General features: G+C 69.6%; 18 protein-coding genes. 8 read left to right on the forward strand and 10 right to left on the reverse strand.

Features of this window, described 5'->3' with window-relative positions; genetic code table 11:
* Positions 1 to 230: 230 nt before the first annotated feature.
* On the reverse strand, positions 231 to 884 hold the full coding sequence (locus tag KBA23_RS07320) for a TetR/AcrR family transcriptional regulator (RefSeq protein WP_290738725.1): 654 nt from the start codon (positions 882 to 884) through the stop codon (positions 231 to 233).
* A gap of 62 nt (positions 885 to 946) precedes the next feature.
* Here KBA23_RS07320 and KBA23_RS07325 point away from each other — a divergent pair, with 62 nt between their 5' ends.
* The 8 genes from KBA23_RS07325 to ugpC all read left to right on the forward strand — a co-directional run bounded on the left by KBA23_RS07325 (position 947) and on the right by ugpC (position 10,631).
* A complete protein-coding gene (locus tag KBA23_RS07325) occupies positions 947 to 2,137 on the forward strand; it encodes an efflux RND transporter periplasmic adaptor subunit (RefSeq protein WP_290738728.1) in 1,191 nt (396 codons plus the stop codon).
* A 5-nt stretch (positions 2,138 to 2,142) separates the two neighbouring features.
* Complete coding sequence (locus KBA23_RS07330) at positions 2,143 to 5,277, forward strand: efflux RND transporter permease subunit (protein WP_290738731.1); 3,135 nt, start codon at positions 2,143 to 2,145, stop codon at positions 5,275 to 5,277.
* Positions 5,278 to 5,444: 167 nt separating this feature from the next.
* Positions 5,445 to 6,155: a GntR family transcriptional regulator gene (locus KBA23_RS07335; RefSeq protein ID WP_290738734.1), complete on the forward strand. Its 711-nt coding sequence runs from the start codon at positions 5,445 to 5,447 to the stop codon at positions 6,153 to 6,155.
* A gap of 75 nt (positions 6,156 to 6,230) precedes the next feature.
* Positions 6,231 to 6,395 carry a hypothetical protein gene (locus KBA23_RS07340; RefSeq protein WP_290738737.1) on the forward strand — a complete coding sequence of 55 codons (165 nt, stop codon included), beginning with the start codon at positions 6,231 to 6,233 and terminating at the stop codon, positions 6,393 to 6,395.
* A gap of 73 nt (positions 6,396 to 6,468) precedes the next feature.
* Positions 6,469 to 7,788: an extracellular solute-binding protein gene (locus tag KBA23_RS07345; RefSeq protein WP_290738740.1), complete on the forward strand. Its 1,320-nt coding sequence runs from the start codon at positions 6,469 to 6,471 to the stop codon at positions 7,786 to 7,788.
* Between the two features lie 72 nt (positions 7,789 to 7,860).
* Positions 7,861 to 8,730: a carbohydrate ABC transporter permease gene (locus KBA23_RS07350; RefSeq protein WP_290738743.1), complete on the forward strand. Its 870-nt coding sequence runs from the start codon at positions 7,861 to 7,863 to the stop codon at positions 8,728 to 8,730.
* Positions 8,727 to 9,545: a carbohydrate ABC transporter permease gene (locus KBA23_RS07355; RefSeq protein WP_290738747.1), complete on the forward strand. Its 819-nt coding sequence runs from the start codon at positions 8,727 to 8,729 to the stop codon at positions 9,543 to 9,545. Before KBA23_RS07350 ends, KBA23_RS07355 begins: the two co-directional genes overlap by 4 nt.
* Before the next feature lie 18 nt (positions 9,546 to 9,563).
* Positions 9,564 to 10,631 (forward strand): sn-glycerol-3-phosphate ABC transporter ATP-binding protein UgpC, encoded by a 1,068-nt coding sequence (gene ugpC, locus KBA23_RS07360; RefSeq protein WP_290738750.1) that lies wholly within the window; start codon positions 9,564 to 9,566, stop codon positions 10,629 to 10,631.
* Positions 10,632 to 10,705: 74 nt separating this feature from the next.
* Here the strand turns inward: ugpC and KBA23_RS07365 are convergent, their stop codons facing one another.
* From KBA23_RS07365 to pxpB, 9 genes are all read right to left on the reverse strand, one after another.
* Entirely contained in the window at positions 10,706 to 11,539 is an 834-nt protein-coding gene (locus tag KBA23_RS07365) for an ABC transporter substrate-binding protein (protein WP_290738753.1), read from the reverse strand.
* Positions 11,540 to 11,565: 26 nt separating this feature from the next.
* Positions 11,566 to 12,297, reverse strand: coding sequence for an amino acid ABC transporter ATP-binding protein (locus KBA23_RS07370; protein ID WP_290738756.1), 732 nt, complete (start codon positions 12,295 to 12,297; stop codon positions 11,566 to 11,568).
* Between the two features lie 32 nt (positions 12,298 to 12,329).
* Positions 12,330 to 13,079 (reverse strand): amino acid ABC transporter permease, encoded by a 750-nt coding sequence (locus KBA23_RS07375; RefSeq protein ID WP_290738759.1) that lies wholly within the window; start codon positions 13,077 to 13,079, stop codon positions 12,330 to 12,332.
* Position 13,080: 1 nt separating this feature from the next.
* Positions 13,081 to 13,782 carry an amino acid ABC transporter permease gene (locus tag KBA23_RS07380; RefSeq protein ID WP_290738762.1) on the reverse strand — a complete coding sequence of 234 codons (702 nt, stop codon included), beginning with the start codon at positions 13,780 to 13,782 and terminating at the stop codon, positions 13,081 to 13,083.
* Between the two features lie 8 nt (positions 13,783 to 13,790).
* Positions 13,791 to 14,555: an SDR family oxidoreductase gene (locus KBA23_RS07385; protein WP_290738764.1), complete on the reverse strand. Its 765-nt coding sequence runs from the start codon at positions 14,553 to 14,555 to the stop codon at positions 13,791 to 13,793.
* A gap of 101 nt (positions 14,556 to 14,656) precedes the next feature.
* The gene (locus KBA23_RS07390) at positions 14,657 to 15,424 is read right to left on the reverse strand and encodes a 5-oxoprolinase subunit PxpA (RefSeq protein WP_290738767.1); all 768 of its coding nucleotides are present in this window, start codon (positions 15,422 to 15,424) and stop codon (positions 14,657 to 14,659) included.
* 9 nt (positions 15,425 to 15,433) lie between these two features.
* Entirely contained in the window at positions 15,434 to 15,850 is a 417-nt protein-coding gene (locus KBA23_RS07395; RefSeq protein WP_290738770.1) for an acetyl-CoA carboxylase biotin carboxyl carrier protein subunit, read from the reverse strand.
* Positions 15,850 to 16,830 carry a biotin-dependent carboxyltransferase family protein gene (locus KBA23_RS07400; protein WP_290738774.1) on the reverse strand — a complete coding sequence of 327 codons (981 nt, stop codon included), beginning with the start codon at positions 16,828 to 16,830 and terminating at the stop codon, positions 15,850 to 15,852. The genes KBA23_RS07395 and KBA23_RS07400 overlap by 1 nt, the downstream gene beginning before the upstream one ends.
* A complete protein-coding gene (gene pxpB / locus KBA23_RS07405; RefSeq protein WP_290738777.1) occupies positions 16,827 to 17,483 on the reverse strand; it encodes a 5-oxoprolinase subunit PxpB in 657 nt (218 codons plus the stop codon). Before pxpB ends, KBA23_RS07400 begins: the two co-directional genes overlap by 4 nt.
* Positions 17,484 to 17,485 lie beyond the last annotated feature (2 nt).

Genomic DNA, 17,485 nt, shown 5'->3' on the forward strand with positions numbered 1-17,485 from the left:
CACCCAGTGGCTGATCGAGAAGAACGGCCACCTCAGCCCCGCCGCCGCACGTCAGAGATGGCTCGACCAGAACCTGCCATGCGCGGCATAGTGCAACCTACTGTCCAGGGAACCGGGTGCGGTACAGGTCGAAGTCGTCGGGCCGTTCCAGGAGCTCGAGGACGAGATCGCCAGCGCGCACGTGGGCTTCTGGTAGGTCGCGCGAGACGCAGGGATGCGCCCGGACGTCTTCAATCGGCGGCGCCCTCGGGCAATGCGGCGCCCGGGGCTCCCAGGAGATTCATGGCGGCGCGGAGGTGGAGGGCCGTCGACGCGAACGCAGTCCGGGCGTCCATGCCCGGGTTATCGACCCAATAGAGCACGGACCGCCGGACGACGCTCACGGCGATCTCTGCGACGACGCTGACCACATCGCGGTCGATGTCGGGCGATCGACGCGCCAGAATCTCGCACAATTGAGTGTGCAGCGCCTGCAAGGATTGCAGGTGCGCGACCATCAGGCGCGGCGTCCCATGCGCGAGGCCGATGACCGCCCGTACGATCTCGGGCTCTGTCTCATGCAGGTGACTGGACAGGAGCGCCTCGAAATCAGCCAGAAGCTCGCCGTGTCCGGCGACGAAGCGCTCGATGGCCGATCGGCGGAGCACAGGCGGGTCCCCGATCGCCGCCGCTTCCTTGTTGGGGAAGTAGTTGAAGAAGGTCCGAGGGCTGATGCCGGCGGCGGCTGCGATCATCTCCGTCGTGACCGCTTCGTAACCACGCTGCTCCGCGAGCCGCAGGGTCGCAAGCTGGATATCGCGAGAGGTCTGCCGTCGGCGACGCTCCCGGAGGCTTGAAGGATCGTCGGCGAGGCGTGAATCCGCAGCTTGCATAGTGCGCAACATTTGCATAAATCGTCACAGCGCGTCAACGCCCCTGCGGAACCCCGAGCCAGCGAGATACACCGATGAGTGCTGCCCTCCTCCGACTCGCGTGCATGCTTGCGGCGACGCTCACCGCGTCGGCAGCGGCGGCGCAGGCGCCGGCCGGCGCCGCCGGGCCGAAGAGCGTCGGCGTCCTCACCCTCGTTTCGGAATCGGTGCCCCGCATCTTCACGCTCCCGGGCCGGGCCGTCGCATACGAGGCGGCAGCGATCCGCCCGCAGGTGAGCGGCATCATCACCGAGATCCTCTACGACGCCGGCGCCCCCATCGCCGCCGGCACCCCGATGTTCCGGATCGATCCCGCGCCGTACGCCGCGCGGGTCGCCCAGGCGACCGCCCAGGTCGCCTCTGCGCGCGCCGAGATCCCGCGGGCGCAGGCGGCGTTCGACCGTGCCCAGCGTCTCGTCGGCACGGTGTCCACGCAGGTCGACCTCGAGAGCGCCCAGGCGAGCCTCGACGTGGCGAAGGCGAATTTGCAGTCCGCCGAGGCGGCGCTGCAGATCGCGCAGATCGATCTTTCCTGGACGACGGTGACGAGCCCGATCGACGGGATGGCCAGCGTGTCAATCGCTTCGGTCGGCGACCTCGTTGCGGCGAACCAGACCGAGCCGCTCGCCACGGTCACCAAGCTCGACCCGATCGGGGTCGACATGCTCGAAGCCTCGACGAACATGCTGCGCGTCCGCGAGGAGGTCGAGTCCGGACGCCTGACCCTCGCCGAAGAACTCGAGGCGACGCTGGTGGTGGGCAACGGCAGGACCTATTCGACGACGGGGGAAATGGTGGCGCCGGGCTTCGTCGTCTCGACCACCACCGGAACGGTCGACGTGCGGTTTCGCTTCGACAATCCCGACTCGATCCTGCTGCCGGGCATGTTCGTGCGTGGGCAGCTCAAGCTCGGCCACGTCGAGGCGGTGCTCGTTCCGCAGACGGCGGCGACGCGCGAGCGCGACGGACGGCTGACTGCCTGGGTCGTCGAGGACGGAAAGGCCGTCCAGCGCGAGATCACCGAGGACGGAAGCTACCGCAACCAGTGGATCGTGACGGACGGCGTGGCGGGCGGCGAGCAGCTGATCGTCAACGGCCTGACCACGCTCGCCGCGGGGATGGCGGTGGAGCCGGTCCCGGCGGAGATCGACGAGGGCGGCGTGGTGCGGATGCCGGAGGCGGCGGCGCCCGCCGGGGCGGCGCCCGCCGCCGGCGCGTCGGAGTAGCCCGCATGGCCCGCTTCTTCATCCATCGCCCGGTGTTCGCCTGGGTGATCGCCATCGTCGTCATGCTCGCGGGCGTCTTCGGCCTGATCAGCCTGCCGATCGCCCAGTATCCTGAGGTCGCGCCGACGACGGTCCGGATCAGCGCCACGTACACGGGCGCCTCGGCGCAGGTGGTCGAGGACTCGGTGACGACGATCATCGAGGACGGCATGACCGGCCTCGACGGCCTGCTCTACATGACCTCGACCTCCGACACGGGCTCGGCCGACGTCTCGCTGGTCTTCGACGACAGCGTGGACCCGGACATCGCGCAGGTCCAGGTCCAGAACAAGCTTCAGCTGGTGACGAGCCAACTGCCCGACCTCGTGAACGACGCAGGGATCCAGGTGTCCCGCTCGACGACGTCGATCCTGCTCGTGGGGGCGCTGACCACCGCGGACGGCAGCCAGAGCGCGGTGCAGCTCGGCGACCTCCTCGGCCAGGCGATCGAGGATCCGGTGAAGCGGGTTCCGGGCGTCGGCTCGGTGCAGTCCTTCGGCAGCGGCTACGCGATGCGGATCTGGCTCGATCCGATGCGCATGGTGCAGTACCAGGTCACGCCCGCCGAGGTGCTGGCTGCGGTCTCCGAGCAGAACACCAACGTTACCGTCGGCGCCCTCGGCAGCCAGCCGAGCGTCCGCGGCCAGCAGTTCACCGTGAAGCTGTCGGCGCAGTCTCAGTTCTCCACCGTGAGGGAGTTCGAGCGCATCCTGATGCGCGTCGACGAGGATGGCTCAACGGTCTTTCTCGGCGACGTCGCCGACATCGAGATCGGCCAGGAGAGCTACGAGTTCGCGTCCCGCTACAACGGCCAGCCGGCGGCCGGCTTCGCCGTCAATCTCGCGACCGGCGCCAATGCCGTGAGCACTGCCGAGGCGGTGCGCGCCGAGATTGACCGACTCGCGGCGGCGCTGCCCGCCGGGGTCGAGGTCGTCTATCCCTACGACACCTCGCCCTTCGTCGAGGAGTCGATCAACCAAGTCTACCACACGCTCTTCGAGGCGGTGGCGCTGGTCTTTCTCGTGATCCTCGTCTTCCTCCAGAGCTGGCGCGCGACGATCATCCCGACCATCGCGGTGCCTATCGTGCTGCTCGGCACCTTCGGCGTGCTGGCGGTCTTCGGCCTGTCGATCAACACACTGACCATGTTCGCGCTCGTGCTCGCGATCGGCCTTCTCGTCGACGACGCCATCGTCGTCGTGGAGAACGTCGAGCGGGTGATGGAGGAGGAGGGGCTCGGGCCGGTCGAGGCGACCGAGAAGAGCATGGAGGAGATCACCTCCGCCCTCGTCGGCATCGTCGTCGTCCTGTCGGCGGTCTTCCTGCCGATGGCGTTCATGACCGGTTCGACCGGCGTCATCTACCGCCAGTTCTCGGTCACCATCATCTCGGCGATGGTGCTCTCGCTCGGCGTCGCGGTGATCCTGACCCCGGCGATGTGCGCATCGCTGCTGCGGCCGCGCCGGCACGACGCCGGCATCGCCCCGGCGCGCTGGTTCAACCGGCTCCTCGACCGCGCGACCGGCGGCTACGGCGCCACCGTCACCCGCCTGGTGCGGCGGCCGTTTCGCATGGTGGTCGTGCTCGTCGCGATCAGCGCCGCGGCCTGGGCACTCTTCGACCGTCTCCCGGGCTCGTTCCTGCCGCAGGAGGATCAGGGCGTGCTGATGGTGATGGCCGAGACGCCACAAGGCTCGACCGCCGCCCAGACCGAGGCGCTGGTCTCGTCCGTCGAAACCTTCATGCTGTCCGAGGAGGCCGCCACCGTCGACGCGGTCTTCAGCGTGGTCGGCTTCAGCTTCGCCGGCAGCGGCCAGAACAGCGCCATGCTCTTCGTGCGGCTGAAGGACTTCGCCGAGCGCGAGGGCCTCGGCGCCGCCGATCTCGCGGCCCGCGCCAACGGCCGCTTCTTCGGCAATACGGCGGGCCAGGTCTACTTCCTGCAACCGCCGGCCATCCCTGGCCTCGGCACGTCGGCGGGGTTCACCATGCAGCTCGTCGACCAGGCCGGCAGCGGGCAGGAGGCGCTCGTCGCCGCCGCGGATCAACTCGTCGCCACCGCCCAGGGCGGCGGCCGGGTCACCAACCTGCGCGGCAACGACGCGCCCGAGGAGACCGCGCTGCGCCTCGACATCGACCAGCAGAAGGCGGCCGCCTTCGGGCTGTCGATCGCCGAGGTCAACGCGATGCTCTCGGTGATCTTCTCGGGTCGCGACATCAACGACTTCCGGCTCGGGACCGACCTGCGGCCGGTCATCGTCCAGGGCGCGGCCGAGGCGCGTATGCAGCCCGAGGACGTCGAGCGCTGGTACGCCCGCAACGCCTCCGGCGAGATGGTGCCGTTCGGCGCCTTCACCGAGCAGGTCTGGAGCAGAGAGCCGCGCAGCCTCGAGCGCTACGGCGGCACGCGGGCGCTCGAGCTCAGCGGCGCGCCGGCGCCCGGCGTCTCGTCCGGCGACGCCATGGAGACCATGGAAGAGCTGGTGTCCGACCTCGGCGGCGCCTACGCCGTCGCCTGGACCGGCCTGTCGTACCAGGAGCGGCTCTCGGGCAACCAGGCGCCCATGCTCTTCGCGCTCTCGGCGCTGGTGGTCTTCCTCGCCCTCGCCGCGCTCTACGAGAGCTGGACGGTGCCGCTCGCGGTGATGATGACGGTGCCGATCGGCGTGCTCGGCGCGCTCGCCGCCGCGCTGTGGTTCGACCAGTCGAACGACGTCTACTTCAAGGTCGGACTGCTGACCACCATCGGCCTTGCCGCGCGCAACGCGATCCTGATCGTCGAGTTCGCCCAGAGCCTGCACCTGGCTGGCAAGCCGCTGCTCGAGGCGGCGATCGAGGCTTCGCGGCTCCGCCTGCGGCCGATCCTGATGACGACCTTCGCCTTCGGGCTCGGCGTCCTGCCGCTGGCGACCGCCTCCGGCGCCGGCGCCGGGGCGCAGCAGGCGATCGGCATCGGGGTGCTCGGCGGCGTCGTGGCGTCGGCGGCGATCGGGATCTTCCTCGTGCCGGTCTTCTATGTCGCGGTGCTGGAGGGCGTCCGTGCGCTCGGCAGCCTTGGGCGCTCGGCGAAAGCCGCGCCGACGCCAACAGCGAACGTCTGATCGATCACGAGCAGCGGCTCCGTTCGAGTTGCGCGACGGACAATGCCGCCGACGGCTGGGCGGCGGCGACCCGAGCCGGCCACTGGCTTTACTGGTGCATACCAGCGAGGTATGCCCGGGGCATGACCTCTCCCGAGAGTGCCCTGATTGCGCAGATTGCGGAAGCGATGGGCCGGTCCGCGGGCGAGCTGCCGGTCTACCGCCGGCTGGCCAACGTCCTGTCCGAGCTTGTCCGGGCGGGCAGGGCCGACGGGCACGGCGCCTTGCCGAGCGAGCGATCGCTGGCTGCGGAGATCGGCATCAGCCGGGTGACCGTCCGTCGGGCCCTGGACGAGCTGGCGCTGGACGGGCTGCTGCGCCGCCGGCAGGGCGCCCGCACCGTTATCGGCGACCGGGTCGAGAAGCGGCTCGCGACGCTCATGGGCTTCTCGGAGGAACTGCGGTCCCGGGGCATCGAGCCCGGACAACGCTGGATCTCGCATCAGGCGGCCCAGCCGACGCCGTCGGAGGCGATGGCTCTCGACCTTTCCGGCTCCGAGCTGGTCGTTCGGCTGGTCCGGGTGCGCCTTGCCGATGGCGTTCCGATCGCCATCGAGCGCGCCGCCGTGCCGCAGTCCGTTCTGCCCTCCGGCGACCTGGCGGGCGGTTCGCTCTATGCTCGTCTCGCCGAGCTCGGGGCGGCGCCGATCCGGGGCGTTCAGCGCATCCGTGCCGGGATCATGGCGAGGATCGAGGCCGACCTCTTGGAATGCTCGCCAGGCACGCCGCTCCTGGTGGTGGAGCGGCGCTGCTTCCTCGCGGACGGGCGCCCCGTCGAGTTCACGGAAACCCGCTACAACGGCGAGCGCTACGATTTCCTCACCGAGATCGGCCGATAGTGGTGCATACCAGTCAGAAGATTGTTGAAAGCTTGCATGTTTGTGACACTGTTCCTCCGGGTCAGGAGGGACGCCATGCACGGACGGCAGGAGGGCTTGCGGCGAGGGTCGATCGTGTCCGGCCGACCCTCGCTCGACGGCCCGGGGACCGCGGCGGCCCTCGGGTCCGACAGCATCGCCAACGTCCGCGCAGTGCGCGCCACCGCAGCAGCTCCGGTCATCGGGCTGGCGACGCGGTGACGTCCTGACCGTCCGCAATACTCACGCCGAATCCGGAATCCTTCACGACGACACCCAGGGGAGGGAGTCTCGCATGCAATCGACAACCATATCGGCCACGCTCGCCTTTCTTGCCCTCGCGACCCCAGGGTTGGCCGAGGTGACGGTCCTCGGCTGGCCCGGCGGCCCCGAGGAAACCGCGCTCCGCGCCGCGACCGAGGCGTACAACGCGCGCGAGGGTCTCGCCGATGCGGATCGGGTGGAGCTTCTCTTCACTTCGCGCGACGGGTTCTACGACAAGCTCGCCGCCGACCTCGCGGCGGGAACCACCGCGTTCGACGCCCACCAGATCGCCACATACTCGATCGGCCGTTACGCGCCCTTCATGACGCCCGTGGATCTCGGCCCCGCGGCCGCCACCACCTTCGGCGAGTCCGTGCTCGCCACGCAGCAGTTCGACGGCAAGCAGTTCGGCGTGCCTACCGACCTGTCGCTGCACTTCCTCTACTACCGCAGCGACCTCATCGACGCGCTGCTGGCGGACGCGGACGCCGCCGCGCGCTACACCGAGATCGCGCAGGAGCATCTGGGCGAGGCCCTGACGCCCAAGGCCCCCGACGAATGGACGTGGCGCGACTGGGCGGCGACGGCGCTCTACTTCACCAAGGCCGTCAACCCGGACAGCCCGACGCGCTACGGCGCCGTCTTGCAGATGAAGAACCTGCTCTTCAATATCATGGTGTTCCAGTCGCTCCCCCGCGCGTATGGCGGCGACTGGACCGACGAGGCGGGCAAGGTGACCGTCGATTCCGAGGCCTACCGGACGGGCCTCGATCTCTACAAGATGCTCTACGACGCCGGCGCCACGCCGCCGGACTCCACCGGCTACGAGTTCGCCGAGGCGAACGCCGCCTATGCGTCCGGTCAGGTGGCCACGATGGTGCAGTGGAACGCCGCCGCGGCCGAGCTTACCGATCCCGAGAAGGCGCCGACGGTGGCGGCGGTCACCGCCACCATCGCGCCGCCGTCCGGCCCGGAAGGCCGCTTCACCCACGTCCACAGTCTCGGCCTCGGGCTGAACGCGGCCGCCGAGAACAAGGAGGGCGCACAGCGCTTCCTCCAGTGGCTGGCCACGCCCGAGGCGATGGCGATCTACGCGCGTGCGGGCGGCGCGCCGGGTCTCACCGGCGCGGCTCTCGAAGCGGTGGTCGGTGAACGACCCGACCTCGCACCGCTCGGCGAATACGCCAGCCAGTACGGCTACGTCATGCGCGGCGGCACCAGCGCCAACGCGCTCGCGATCTACCAGCTCCAGGCGGCGGAGTTCACGGGTTACTGGGCAGGTACGGAGAGCCTCGACCAGGCGCTCGCCGACACGACCAAGGGCATGACCGAGCTCCTCGCCGGGAAGTGACGTTCCGCGCCTGAACCGGGGCGCTCGCGCGGGGGCATGCCCTGCGCGGCGCTCCCCAGCGGGAGAACCGACATGATTGCGCCAAAGACTCGGGAGAACCGGCTGCTGGCGACGCCGCTGGTGCTCTATCTCCTGCTGCTGCTCGGCTTTCCCACCGTCCTCAACGTCTTCTACAGCCTCTCCGAGGTGAGCTTCGAGACCCTGCGGACGCCGCGCCTCTCGGGTTTCGGCAACTTCACCGCGGTGCTTTCCGACCCGGCGTTCTGGCGTGCGGTCTGGTTCTCCCTGCGGTTCGGCGTTCTCACCGCCACCGTCGAGGTGGCGCTCGGGCTCTTTCTCGCCGTGTTCCTGTCGCCGCTCCTTCAGGCGCGGCCATGGCTGCTCGCGCTGCTCACGCTGCCGATCATGATCGCGCCCGCGATGATGGGCCTGATGTATCGGCTGGCGCTGCACGAGTTCGTCGGGCCGCTGCCCTACTATCTCTTCGAGTGGTTCGGGAATTCGCCCGCGTTCCTGAGCCCGGGCTGGGTGTTCTGGACCGTTTGCGTGATCGAGATCCTCCAGTGGACGCCGTTTGCGCTTCTCCTCTTCCACCTCGCCTATTCCTCGATCCCGGCAGACGTCCGCGAAGCCGCGCGAATGGACGGGGCGCGCGGCTGGCGAACCTTCCGGCGGGTGGAACTGCCGATGCTGATGCCGACGTTGGCGTTGGCGGCGGTGATCCGGCTCATCGACGGCATCCGGGTCTTCGACAACATCTACGTGCTGGTCGGCGCGGGACCGGGCGGGTCCACGACCTCGCTGCCGATCTACATCTACACGGCGTTCTTCCGCGGCGGTTCGCTCGGGCCGGCGCTCGCGGCATCGGTGCTCTTCGCGATCGCCGCCTTCGCGGGGTTGTTCCTCGCGCTGCGCGCCGCCGACCGGAGGGCAGGGGCATGAACGCGCTGCGCTGGGCGGTGCTCGTCATCGCCGTGCTCGTCATGAACGCGCCGGTCATCGTGACCATTGCGACCTCGCTCAAGCCCGCCGCGGAGATCATGTCGAATCCGGGGCTGATCGTGCAATCGCCGACGCTCGCCAACTATGCCACCGTCGTCACGGTCAGCGACCGCCTCAACGTCTGGGCCCATCTGATCAACAGCGTGGTCGCAGCACTCATCGGCTCGATCCTGCCGCTCGCGCTCTGCCTGCCGTTCGCCTTCGCGGCGGCGCGGCGCGGCTTCGGGCGCCGGCTCCTCCTGCCGCTGGTGGTGAACCTGCGGGCGCTGCCGCTCATCATCTTCGCGATCCCGATCTATCTCATGTATCAGGCCGTGGGCCTGCTCGACACGCGGATCGGTCTCGGGCTGGTGCTCGCCGTGGTGAACCTGCCGCTGACCATGCTCATCCTGCTCAACGCGGTCGCCGAGATCCCGCGCGAACTCGACGAGGCCGCCGCGATGGACGGCGCGCGAACCGGCCGGCTCATCGCGCGCATCATCCTGCCGACGGTGCGGCCCGCACTCGCCACCGCCTTCGTCTTCGGCTTCATCACCGCCTGGAACGAGTTCCTGTTCGGGCTGATCCTGACCACCCAGCACGCCGTGCCGATGACGGTCGGGGCGTCGTTCTTCTTCGCCGCCGGCGGCGGCGGGGTGCAGTGGGGCGTCGCGGCGGCGGTGATCGTGGTGGCCAGCCTGCCGCCCGTCGTCCTCGGGCTCGCCATGTACAAGCAGATCGGCCGCGCCATGGTCGCCGGCGCGGTCAAGGGTTGAGGCAGGGGGACGAGGCAAATGGGACGGCTGGTGCTCGAAGGCGTGAAGAAGTCGTTCGGCGGCGTGGACGTGATCCGCGGCGTCGACCTCGACATCCACGACGGCGAATTCGTGGTGATGGTCGGCCCCTCGGGGTGCGGAAAATCCACGCTCCTGCGGCTCATCGCCGGGCTCGAGGCGGTGACGGCGGGCCGCATCACCATCGACGACCGCGACGTGACCGCGCTCGAGCCGGTGGACCGCCGCCTCGCCATGGTGTTCCAGAGCTACGCCCTCTACCCGCACATGACGGTGCGCGGAAACATGGCCTTCGGCCTCGAGACCGCGCGGGCGCCGAAGCCCGAGATCGACGCCAAGGTCGCCGAGGCCGCGCGCATCCTGGCGCTGGAGCCGCTGCTCGACCGCCTGCCGAAGCAGCTCTCGGGCGGCCAGCGCCAGCGCGTCGCCATTGGCCGGGCGATCGTTCGCGACCCCGTGGCCTTCCTCTTCGACGAGCCGCTTTCGAACCTCGACGCCGCTCTTCGCGTCCAGACCCGCCACGAGATCGCCAAGCTGCACCGGAGCCTCGGTCGCACCGCCGTCTACGTCACCCACGACCAGGTCGAGGCGATGACCCTCGCCGACCGCATCGTGGTCATGGACGCGGGCTCGGTCCGCCAGTTCGACACGCCGGAGGCGCTCTACCACCGGCCCGCCGATCTCTTCGTTGCGCAGTTCATCGGCAGCCCGAAGATGAACGTCCTGCCCGCGCGAATCGCGGACGGCGGCGTGTCGGTCCTCGGCGGACCGCCCGTCGCCGTGCCGCTCCCCCCGCGGGGCAGCGCGCCGACGCAACTCGGGGTCAGGCCCGAGCACCTGGAGTTCGCCGCACCGGGGGCGGGGGCGCTGACCGGGACTGTGTCGGATGTCGAGTATCTGGGCGCCGACTCGATCGTCTTCGTGGCGCACGCCGAAGGCCCCGAGATCACTCTTCGCGTTCCGGGCCGCGCGCCGGTCCGGGTCGGCGAGGCGGTAGGCGTCGCCATGGCCGCCGCCACAGTCCACCTTTTCGATGCGGGAGGCCGCGCGCTGGGCGAGCGGCAATAGCGGCGCGGACGAGCCGCGCCTGTTGTTCGGCGCGGGCGGCGCGCACGCCGTCCCGCCCGCGCCTTTGTCCAGTCTCAGGGGATGGGCGTGACGTCGAGTTCGGCGAGGGGCACGACCTTGTCGGTGCGAGTCATCTTGTACTCGGTGTCCGGCCCGAGCCACTTGTTCCAGAACTCGTTGATCTGCCCCGCCTCGTCCATCGCGACCAGCGTCTCGTTGACCTTGGCGAGGAGCGCGGACTCACCCTGCTTCATCCCGATGCCGATCGGCTGATCGATCATCGGCTCTTCGATCATCTTCAGGGGCACGCCCCTGGTCTGCGACTCGTTCACGAGCTTGGTGATCGTCATGGTGTTGGCGACCATGCCGCGCGCCTTGCCTTGCTGGACCGCCATGAACGCCGAGCCGGTGTCCTGGAAGGTGAGCGGCTCCGACTCGTTCAGCTTGATCGACAGCTCCGAGGTCGAGCCCTTGGTCGAGGCGAGCCGCTTGCCCTTGAAGTCGGCCGGCGTGACGCCGGGATCGTCGGCCCTGACCATGAGCATCTCATGGGCGAGATAGTAGGGATCGCTGAACTGGATCTGTTCGGCGCGGCTCTGTGTGTAGGCGAGATTGGCGATGGTGAGATCGACGCCGCCGAGCTTCACCTCCGGCACGCGCGCCTCGACGGACAGCGGCTTGATCTCCGCGGTGACGCCCCAGCGCTCGGCGATCGCGTTGCACATGTCGACGTCGAAGCCGACCATCTCGCGGGTCGTCGGGTCCGGCGCGGCGAAGGGCGGCACGTCGGCGAAGGTGCCGCAGCGCAGCGTCTTGCTCGACATGATGTCGTCCAGCTGGTCGGCCTGAGCGGCCCCAGTCGCCGCGAGGGCGGCGAGCGACGCGGCGAGCGCGACTCTCATGAGCATGGGTGGTTCCTCCTTGTTGAGAACGTTCAGTGGCGCAGGTCGGACAGGAACCGCTGCGCCCGCGGATGCTCGGGCGCACGGAAGAAGGTCTCGGGGTCGGCCATCTCGAGGATCCGCCCGGCATCCATGAACCAGACGCGGTCGGCGACATCGCGGGCAAAGCCCATCTCGTGGGTGACGCACATCATCGTCATCCCCTCGGCGGCGAGGCTCTTCATCACCGCGAGCACCTCGCCGACCATCTCGGGATCGAGCGCGCTCGTCGGCTCGTCGAAGAGCATCGCCGGCGGCTCCATCGCGAGGGCGCGGGCGATCGCCACGCGCTGCTGCTGGCCGCCGGAGAGCTGGCCGGGATAGGCGTCGGCCTTGTGGGCGAGACCGACACGCTCGAGCAGAGCCATCGCCTTCTCGCGTGCGGCCTCGCGCTTCACGCCGTTGATCTTGATCGGCGAGAGCGTGATGTTCTCGAGCGTCGAGAGGTGCGGGAACAGGTTGAAGCTCTGGAACACGAAGCCGATATGGCTGCGAAGCCGGTTGAGCTCGCGCCGACCCATCGGCGCCTGGATGTTCCTCCCGTCGAAGTGGATCGCGCCGGAGTTGATCTCCTCCAGCCGGTTGACGGTGCGGATGAGCGTCGACTTGCCCGATCCCGACGGACCGCAGACTACCACCACCTCGCCGCGCTTCACCTCGGCGTTGATGTCGGTGAGGGCCTGGTAGTCGCCGTACTTCTTGTTGACCTTCTCGAAGGTGATCATCGCGGACGCCTTCCCTTCAACGATGCCAGGGCTCATGGTTCTGCCGTCAGGGCCCGGACGGTCGCTTCGGAGACCGTGCCGCCGCGCCCGGAGCGCTTGTTCGAAATTCGCCGCTCGATCAGAACCGCAACGCGGGTCAGGCTCCAGCAGACGATGAAGTAGATGATCGCGAGGATGAAGAAGACCTGGAACGGCTGGGTCAGCAGCTGGTTGTTGATCTGGTTCGCCGCGAAGGTGAGTTCGGGCACGTTGATGACGTAGCCGAGGGTCGTTTCCTTGATGGTCGAGACGAACTGGCTGAGGATGCTCGGGATCATGTTGTAGAGCGCCTGCGGCAGGATCACCCAGGCCATCGCGCCCATGTAGCTGTGCCCGAGCGAGCGCGCCGCCTCCATCTGGCCGCGGCCGAGCGCGACGATGCCGCCACGGATGATCTCGCTGAGGAAGCACCCCTCGTAGATCACCAGCGTGATCAGCATGGCGAGGAAGCCCGGGATGCGGTTTCCGAGCAGCAGCGGGACCGCGAAATAGACCCAGAAGATCAGCATGAGCAGCGGCACGCCGCGGGCGACATAGACGAGCACCGTCGACGGCCAGAGCAGGAACGGCGACTTCGAGAGCCGCGCGAGCGCGATCAGCATTCCCACCGGGAACGCGAGCACGATCGAGAGCACCGAGAGGATCAGCGTGGCGACGAGGCCGCCGAGCGGGCCGGCGGGAAACTGGCCGACAAGGAGCAGGAGCCAGTTGTCGCGGACGATCGTGACGATATCGCCGAGCATGTCAGCGTCCTCCCTTGCGAGCTGCCCGCGCCTGGAGCGCGGCGCCGATCGCCATCAGGACCAGCGAGATGGCGAGGTAGAGGACCGTCGCGATCGTATAGGCCTCGAACACCCGGAAGCTCAGGTTTTGCACTTCCTGCACCGCGTGGGTGAGTTCGGCGACCCCGATCGCCATGGCGAGGCTGCTGTTCTTGAAGAGCGAGACGGTGTGGTTGATGAGCGCGGGCAGCGCGTTGCGGATCGCCTGCGGCATCATCACGTAGCGCATCGCCGAGACGTGCCCGTGCCCGAGCGCCTTCGCCGCCTCGCCCTGTCCGGCCGGGATCGAGCGCAGGCCCGAGCGCATGTCTTCGCTGAAGTACGCCGCCTGGACGAGACCGAGCGCGATGACCGCGAAGATCACGCCGCCGTTGTGATCGCTCAGCCAGAACTGGAGCGCGGTCGGCAGGAGCGCGGATACGCCGAAATACCAGAGCATCAGCTGGACGAGGGTCGGCACGTTGCGGTGATAGGAAACGTAGGCGCCGACGAGCCGGTCGGCGATCGGGCCGGGGATCTGGCGCAGCACGAGGAGCACGATGCCGAGGCTCATCGCGAGGAGCCACGAACCGATGAAGACGATGAAGGTGAACCAGAGGCCGTGCCGGATCAGCGCCGCGTATTCGGGGTTTCCGAGGATGGCCGAGAGATCGAACCCTTCCATCGTCGGCCTCAGACCGACTCGGTGGCGGGAGCGGGCTCGGGCCGCGCGGTCTGGAGGCCGCCGGGCACCTGCAACGTCGGCGTGATCTCCATGTGGCCGATGTTGACCGCGACGGGGGCGGCGATCGCGAAGGCGATGGCCTCGGCGATGTCCTTGGCCTCGGGCAGTTCGAAGCCGTCGAGGAACTTCGCCCGGACCTCGGCGCTGTCGCCGTGGACGTGGGAGAAGATGTCGGTGGCGACCCGGCCGGGGCAGATCTCGGTCACCCGGACCCGCTTGCCGAAGGCGTCGATGCGGAGCTGGCGCGAGAGCATGCTGACCGCCGCCTTGGTGGCGTGGTAGATCGAGTTGCCGCCGAAGTTGTAGGCGCCGGCGATCGAGGAGATGTTGACGACGTGGCCGCGGTCCCGCGCCACCATGCCCGGGACGATCAGGTGGCAGAGGTGGAGGACGGCGCGGAGGTTGACGTCGACGAGGAGGTCGATGTCGGACGCGTCGCCCTTCAGGAGGCCCTTCGGCCTGTCGACGCCGGCGTTGTTGACGAGGATGTCGAATTTCATCCCGGAGGCGAGCTTCGTCAGCGCCGCGGTATCGCTCACGTCGATCGCGTGGGGCACGCAACCGGTGCGCGCGGCGAGATCGGCGAGGGGAGCGGCGGAGCGGGCGACGGCATGCACTTCGAGGCCCTCGCGGGCGAGCCGCTCGACGACGGATGCGCCGATGCCGGAAGATGCGCCGGTGACGAGAGCGGTGCGGTAGTCCGAGAACGGCATGGCTTCCCCCTTCTGTTGCTGCGATGTTGCGGTCTGTCGGGAAACCGCGCCAACACGGATTGTCTCTGTAGTCATAAGCGGCCCTTATGGCCGCCTGGCCTTCACACGTGCGGCCGCGAGATCGGCGTGACGCTCCAGCCGGCGTCTTCCACAAGATTTCGCAATGACTTGGCCAGGGCCACCGCTCCCGGCGTGTCGCCGTGGAGCAGGATGCTCTCGGGCCTTGCCGGCAGCAGCGTGCCCTCCCAGGTTTCGACCACGCCTTCCTTCAGCAGGCGCGCGACGCGGGCGAGGACCGCCGCCTCGTCATGGATCACCGCCCCCGGCTTGCCGCGCGGGACGAGCAGCCCCTCCCGGTCGCAGGCCCGGTCTGCGAGGAAGGTGGTCGCGACGCGCAGGCCGTAGCGGCCAGCGGCCTCCTCGATAGCCGCGCTCGGCGAGGAGGAGACGGCGAGACTGTCGTCGAACCGCGCCACCGCCTCGACGAGCGGCCCGGCCAGGGCGGGGTCCGCGGCCGCCATGTTGCCGAGCGCGCCGTGGAAGCTCATGTGCGTCATCCGGTGGCCGGCGACGCGGGCGATGCCGGCGAGCGCGCCGAGCTGGTAGGTGACCATCGCCGCGAGTTCCGCCGCCGGCACCTGCATCTGGCGGCGCCCGAAGCCCTGGCGGTCCGGGAAGCCGACATGGGCGCCGACATCGACGCCGCGCGCGAGCGCGGTGCGCACGGTGCGCTCCATGATCATCGGGTCGCCTGCGTGGAAGCCGCAGGCGACGTTGGCCGACGACACGATGGCGAGCAGCGCGTCGTCGTCGCCCATCGTCCACGGGCCGAAGCCCTCGCCGAGATCCGCGTTGAGATCGATCCGCATGACCCCTCCTCAGTCGTGTGGCAGGAAGTCGAACAGCCGGTCGCCGTAGCCGACGAGCGCCCCCTCCTCGGCGAGCGCCGCGACGATCACCCCGTTTGCGGGCGCCGCCACCGGCGTCATCAGCGCGCCGATCCGAAGGAGCGCGATCGCCTGACCGGCGACCACCGCCTCGCCGTCGCCCGCGAGCGGCCGCTCGTGCAAGGGGTGGGCGCGCAGGAGCATGCCGAGCGCGGGCGCGGTCACCGGGATCACGTCCGCGTCCGTTTCCGCCGCGGCCTCCGTCCCCCCGGCCGTCTCGTCCGTCTCCTCCGGCGCCGCCTCGCCGCGCGCGAGGGCGAGCCGGAAGTCCGGGCCGATCAGTTCCAGCCGCGCGATTCCGGCCGCGATCATCGCCGCGGCGAGATCCGCCATTTCCCCTGGTCGCACTATGCAGCCCTCCGTGCGCGCATGAGATCCGCGACCCGGCGGACTTCGGCCACCCACCCGTCGCGCGCCTCCCGCGCCGCGAGCGCCGCGTCCCATTCGACGCGGACAAAGCGGAAGCGGGTGCCGATCGGCATCTCCCCGAGCCGCCAGAGGTCCGCCTCGATGACGGTTCCGATCTTGGGATATCCGCCCGTCGGCTGGCCGTCGCACATCTGCACGATCGGCTGGCCGCTGTGCGGCACCTGGATCACGCCTGGCACGATCCCGTGCGAGCGCACCTCGATCGGCGCCTTCGGCTCCAGCCCCGGCCCGGCGAGGCGATAGCCGTAGCGGTCGCTTTGCGGCGTGATCTTCCACGGCTCGTCCCAGAAACGGGCGAGCGAGCGTTCGGTATAGGCGTCGTGTTCCGACGCCGGCAGTACGCGCACCGCGGGCAGGCCGTCCGCCTCCAGCGGTAGGGCGAGACCGGGCGGAACCACGCCCGCGACGATCGCGGCGCCCGACGCGGCGCCGACCGCAAGCCGGTCCCCCTGGCGCAGCATCCGCCCTTCGTGCCCGCCGATGGCGCCGCGGAGCTGGGTGCTGCGCGAGCCGAGCACCACCGGCACGTCGACGCCCCCCGCGATCGTCAGGCACGCCCGCGCCCCCCGCCACCGCCCTGCCTGCGGCAGGCCGAGTCGCAGCACCTGCCCGGCGCAAGCGCGCGCGCTCGACCACGGCAGCAGCGGCACGCCGTCGAGGGTGGCCGCGCAGTCGGCGCCCGTCACCGCGAAGGCGTGATCGGCGTCGAAGCGGACCTCGAACGGAAAGACCTGCACCTCGACGCCCGCGGCGTCCTCGGCGTTGCCGAGCAGGATGTTTCCGGCGAGGAGCGCGAGACGGTCCATCGCTCCCGCCGTGCCGACGCCCCAGCGCACGGCGTCGAAGCGGCCGAGGTCCTGGACGCTGGCGAAGGCGCTCTGTGAGAGAATCTCGATCATTTCCGGATCTCCGCCACGCGGAAGACGATGCCGTCGCCGGGCTGGAGCAGCACCGGCGGGTCGCGGGTGGGATCGAAGAAGACCATCTCGGTCGTGCCGATGGTGTTCCAGCCGCTCGGCCCGTCCGACGCCGAGACCCCGGTCTGCGAACCGCCGATCGACACTGCCCCGCCGGGGATGCGGATCACCGGCACCTTGCGTCGCGGGGTCGCGATCCGCGCGTCCATGCCGCCGAGGTAGCAGTAGCCGGGGTGGCTGCCGATGGCATAGACCGGATAGGTCGGCGCGGTATGGATCGCGACGATCTCCTCGACCGAAAGCCCGGTATGGGCGACCACGTCCGCCATGTGCGGTCCGCCCGCGCCGCCGTAGACGACGGGAAGCTCGAGCACCCGCCCGTCGAGCGGCAGGGCGGCGGCCTCGTCCCATGCCCCTAGGAGCCGCGTCTCCAGCGGCTCCAGACGCTTCGGCGGCTCGGTGAAGCTCAGGAGGAGGTTGTTGACGCCGGGCGCCGCCTCGCGCACCTCGGGCCAGGCGGCGGCCGCCCGGGCGAGCGTCCAGATGCGTTGCTGGCTGGCGAGGCTGGTCTCGCCCGGAGCCTCGAAAAGCAGGGCGCTGGTTCCGAGGCAGCTCACGACCGGATTGGCGTTCATCG

Source organism: Amaricoccus sp. (assembly GCF_017995835.1).
GTDB lineage: Bacteria > Pseudomonadota > Alphaproteobacteria > Rhodobacterales > Rhodobacteraceae > Amaricoccus.

Bases quoted from the DNA above. Each gene is read 5' to 3' on its own strand.
- KBA23_RS07345 (WP_290738740.1), top strand. From the start codon at position 6,469: ATGCAATCGACAACCATATCGGCCACGCTCGCCTTTCTTGCCCTCGCG.
- ugpC (WP_290738750.1), top strand. From the start codon at position 9,564: ATGGGACGGCTGGTGCTCGAAGGCGTGAAGAAGTCGTTCGGCGGCGTG.
- pxpB (WP_290738777.1), bottom strand. From the start codon at position 17,483: ATGAACGCCAATCCGGTCGTGAGCTGCCTCGGAACCAGCGCCCTGCTT.
- KBA23_RS07340 (WP_290738737.1), top strand. From the start codon at position 6,231: ATGCACGGACGGCAGGAGGGCTTGCGGCGAGGGTCGATCGTGTCCGGC.
- KBA23_RS07320 (WP_290738725.1), bottom strand. From the start codon at position 884: ATGTTGCGCACTATGCAAGCTGCGGATTCACGCCTCGCCGACGATCCT.
- KBA23_RS07380 (WP_290738762.1), bottom strand. From the start codon at position 13,782: ATGGAAGGGTTCGATCTCTCGGCCATCCTCGGAAACCCCGAATACGCG.
- KBA23_RS07330 (WP_290738731.1), top strand. From the start codon at position 2,143: ATGGCCCGCTTCTTCATCCATCGCCCGGTGTTCGCCTGGGTGATCGCC.
- KBA23_RS07365 (WP_290738753.1), bottom strand. From the start codon at position 11,539: ATGCTCATGAGAGTCGCGCTCGCCGCGTCGCTCGCCGCCCTCGCGGCG.
- KBA23_RS07350 (WP_290738743.1), top strand. From the start codon at position 7,861: ATGATTGCGCCAAAGACTCGGGAGAACCGGCTGCTGGCGACGCCGCTG.
- KBA23_RS07325 (WP_290738728.1), top strand. From the start codon at position 947: ATGAGTGCTGCCCTCCTCCGACTCGCGTGCATGCTTGCGGCGACGCTC.
- KBA23_RS07355 (WP_290738747.1), top strand. From the start codon at position 8,727: ATGAACGCGCTGCGCTGGGCGGTGCTCGTCATCGCCGTGCTCGTCATG.
- KBA23_RS07385 (WP_290738764.1), bottom strand. From the start codon at position 14,555: ATGCCGTTCTCGGACTACCGCACCGCTCTCGTCACCGGCGCATCTTCC.
- KBA23_RS07335 (WP_290738734.1), top strand. From the start codon at position 5,445: ATGGGCCGGTCCGCGGGCGAGCTGCCGGTCTACCGCCGGCTGGCCAAC.
- KBA23_RS07375 (WP_290738759.1), bottom strand. From the start codon at position 13,079: ATGCTCGGCGATATCGTCACGATCGTCCGCGACAACTGGCTCCTGCTC.
- KBA23_RS07400 (WP_290738774.1), bottom strand. From the start codon at position 16,830: ATGATCGAGATTCTCTCACAGAGCGCCTTCGCCAGCGTCCAGGACCTC.
- KBA23_RS07390 (WP_290738767.1), bottom strand. From the start codon at position 15,424: ATGCGGATCGATCTCAACGCGGATCTCGGCGAGGGCTTCGGCCCGTGG.
- KBA23_RS07370 (WP_290738756.1), bottom strand. From the start codon at position 12,297: ATGATCACCTTCGAGAAGGTCAACAAGAAGTACGGCGACTACCAGGCC.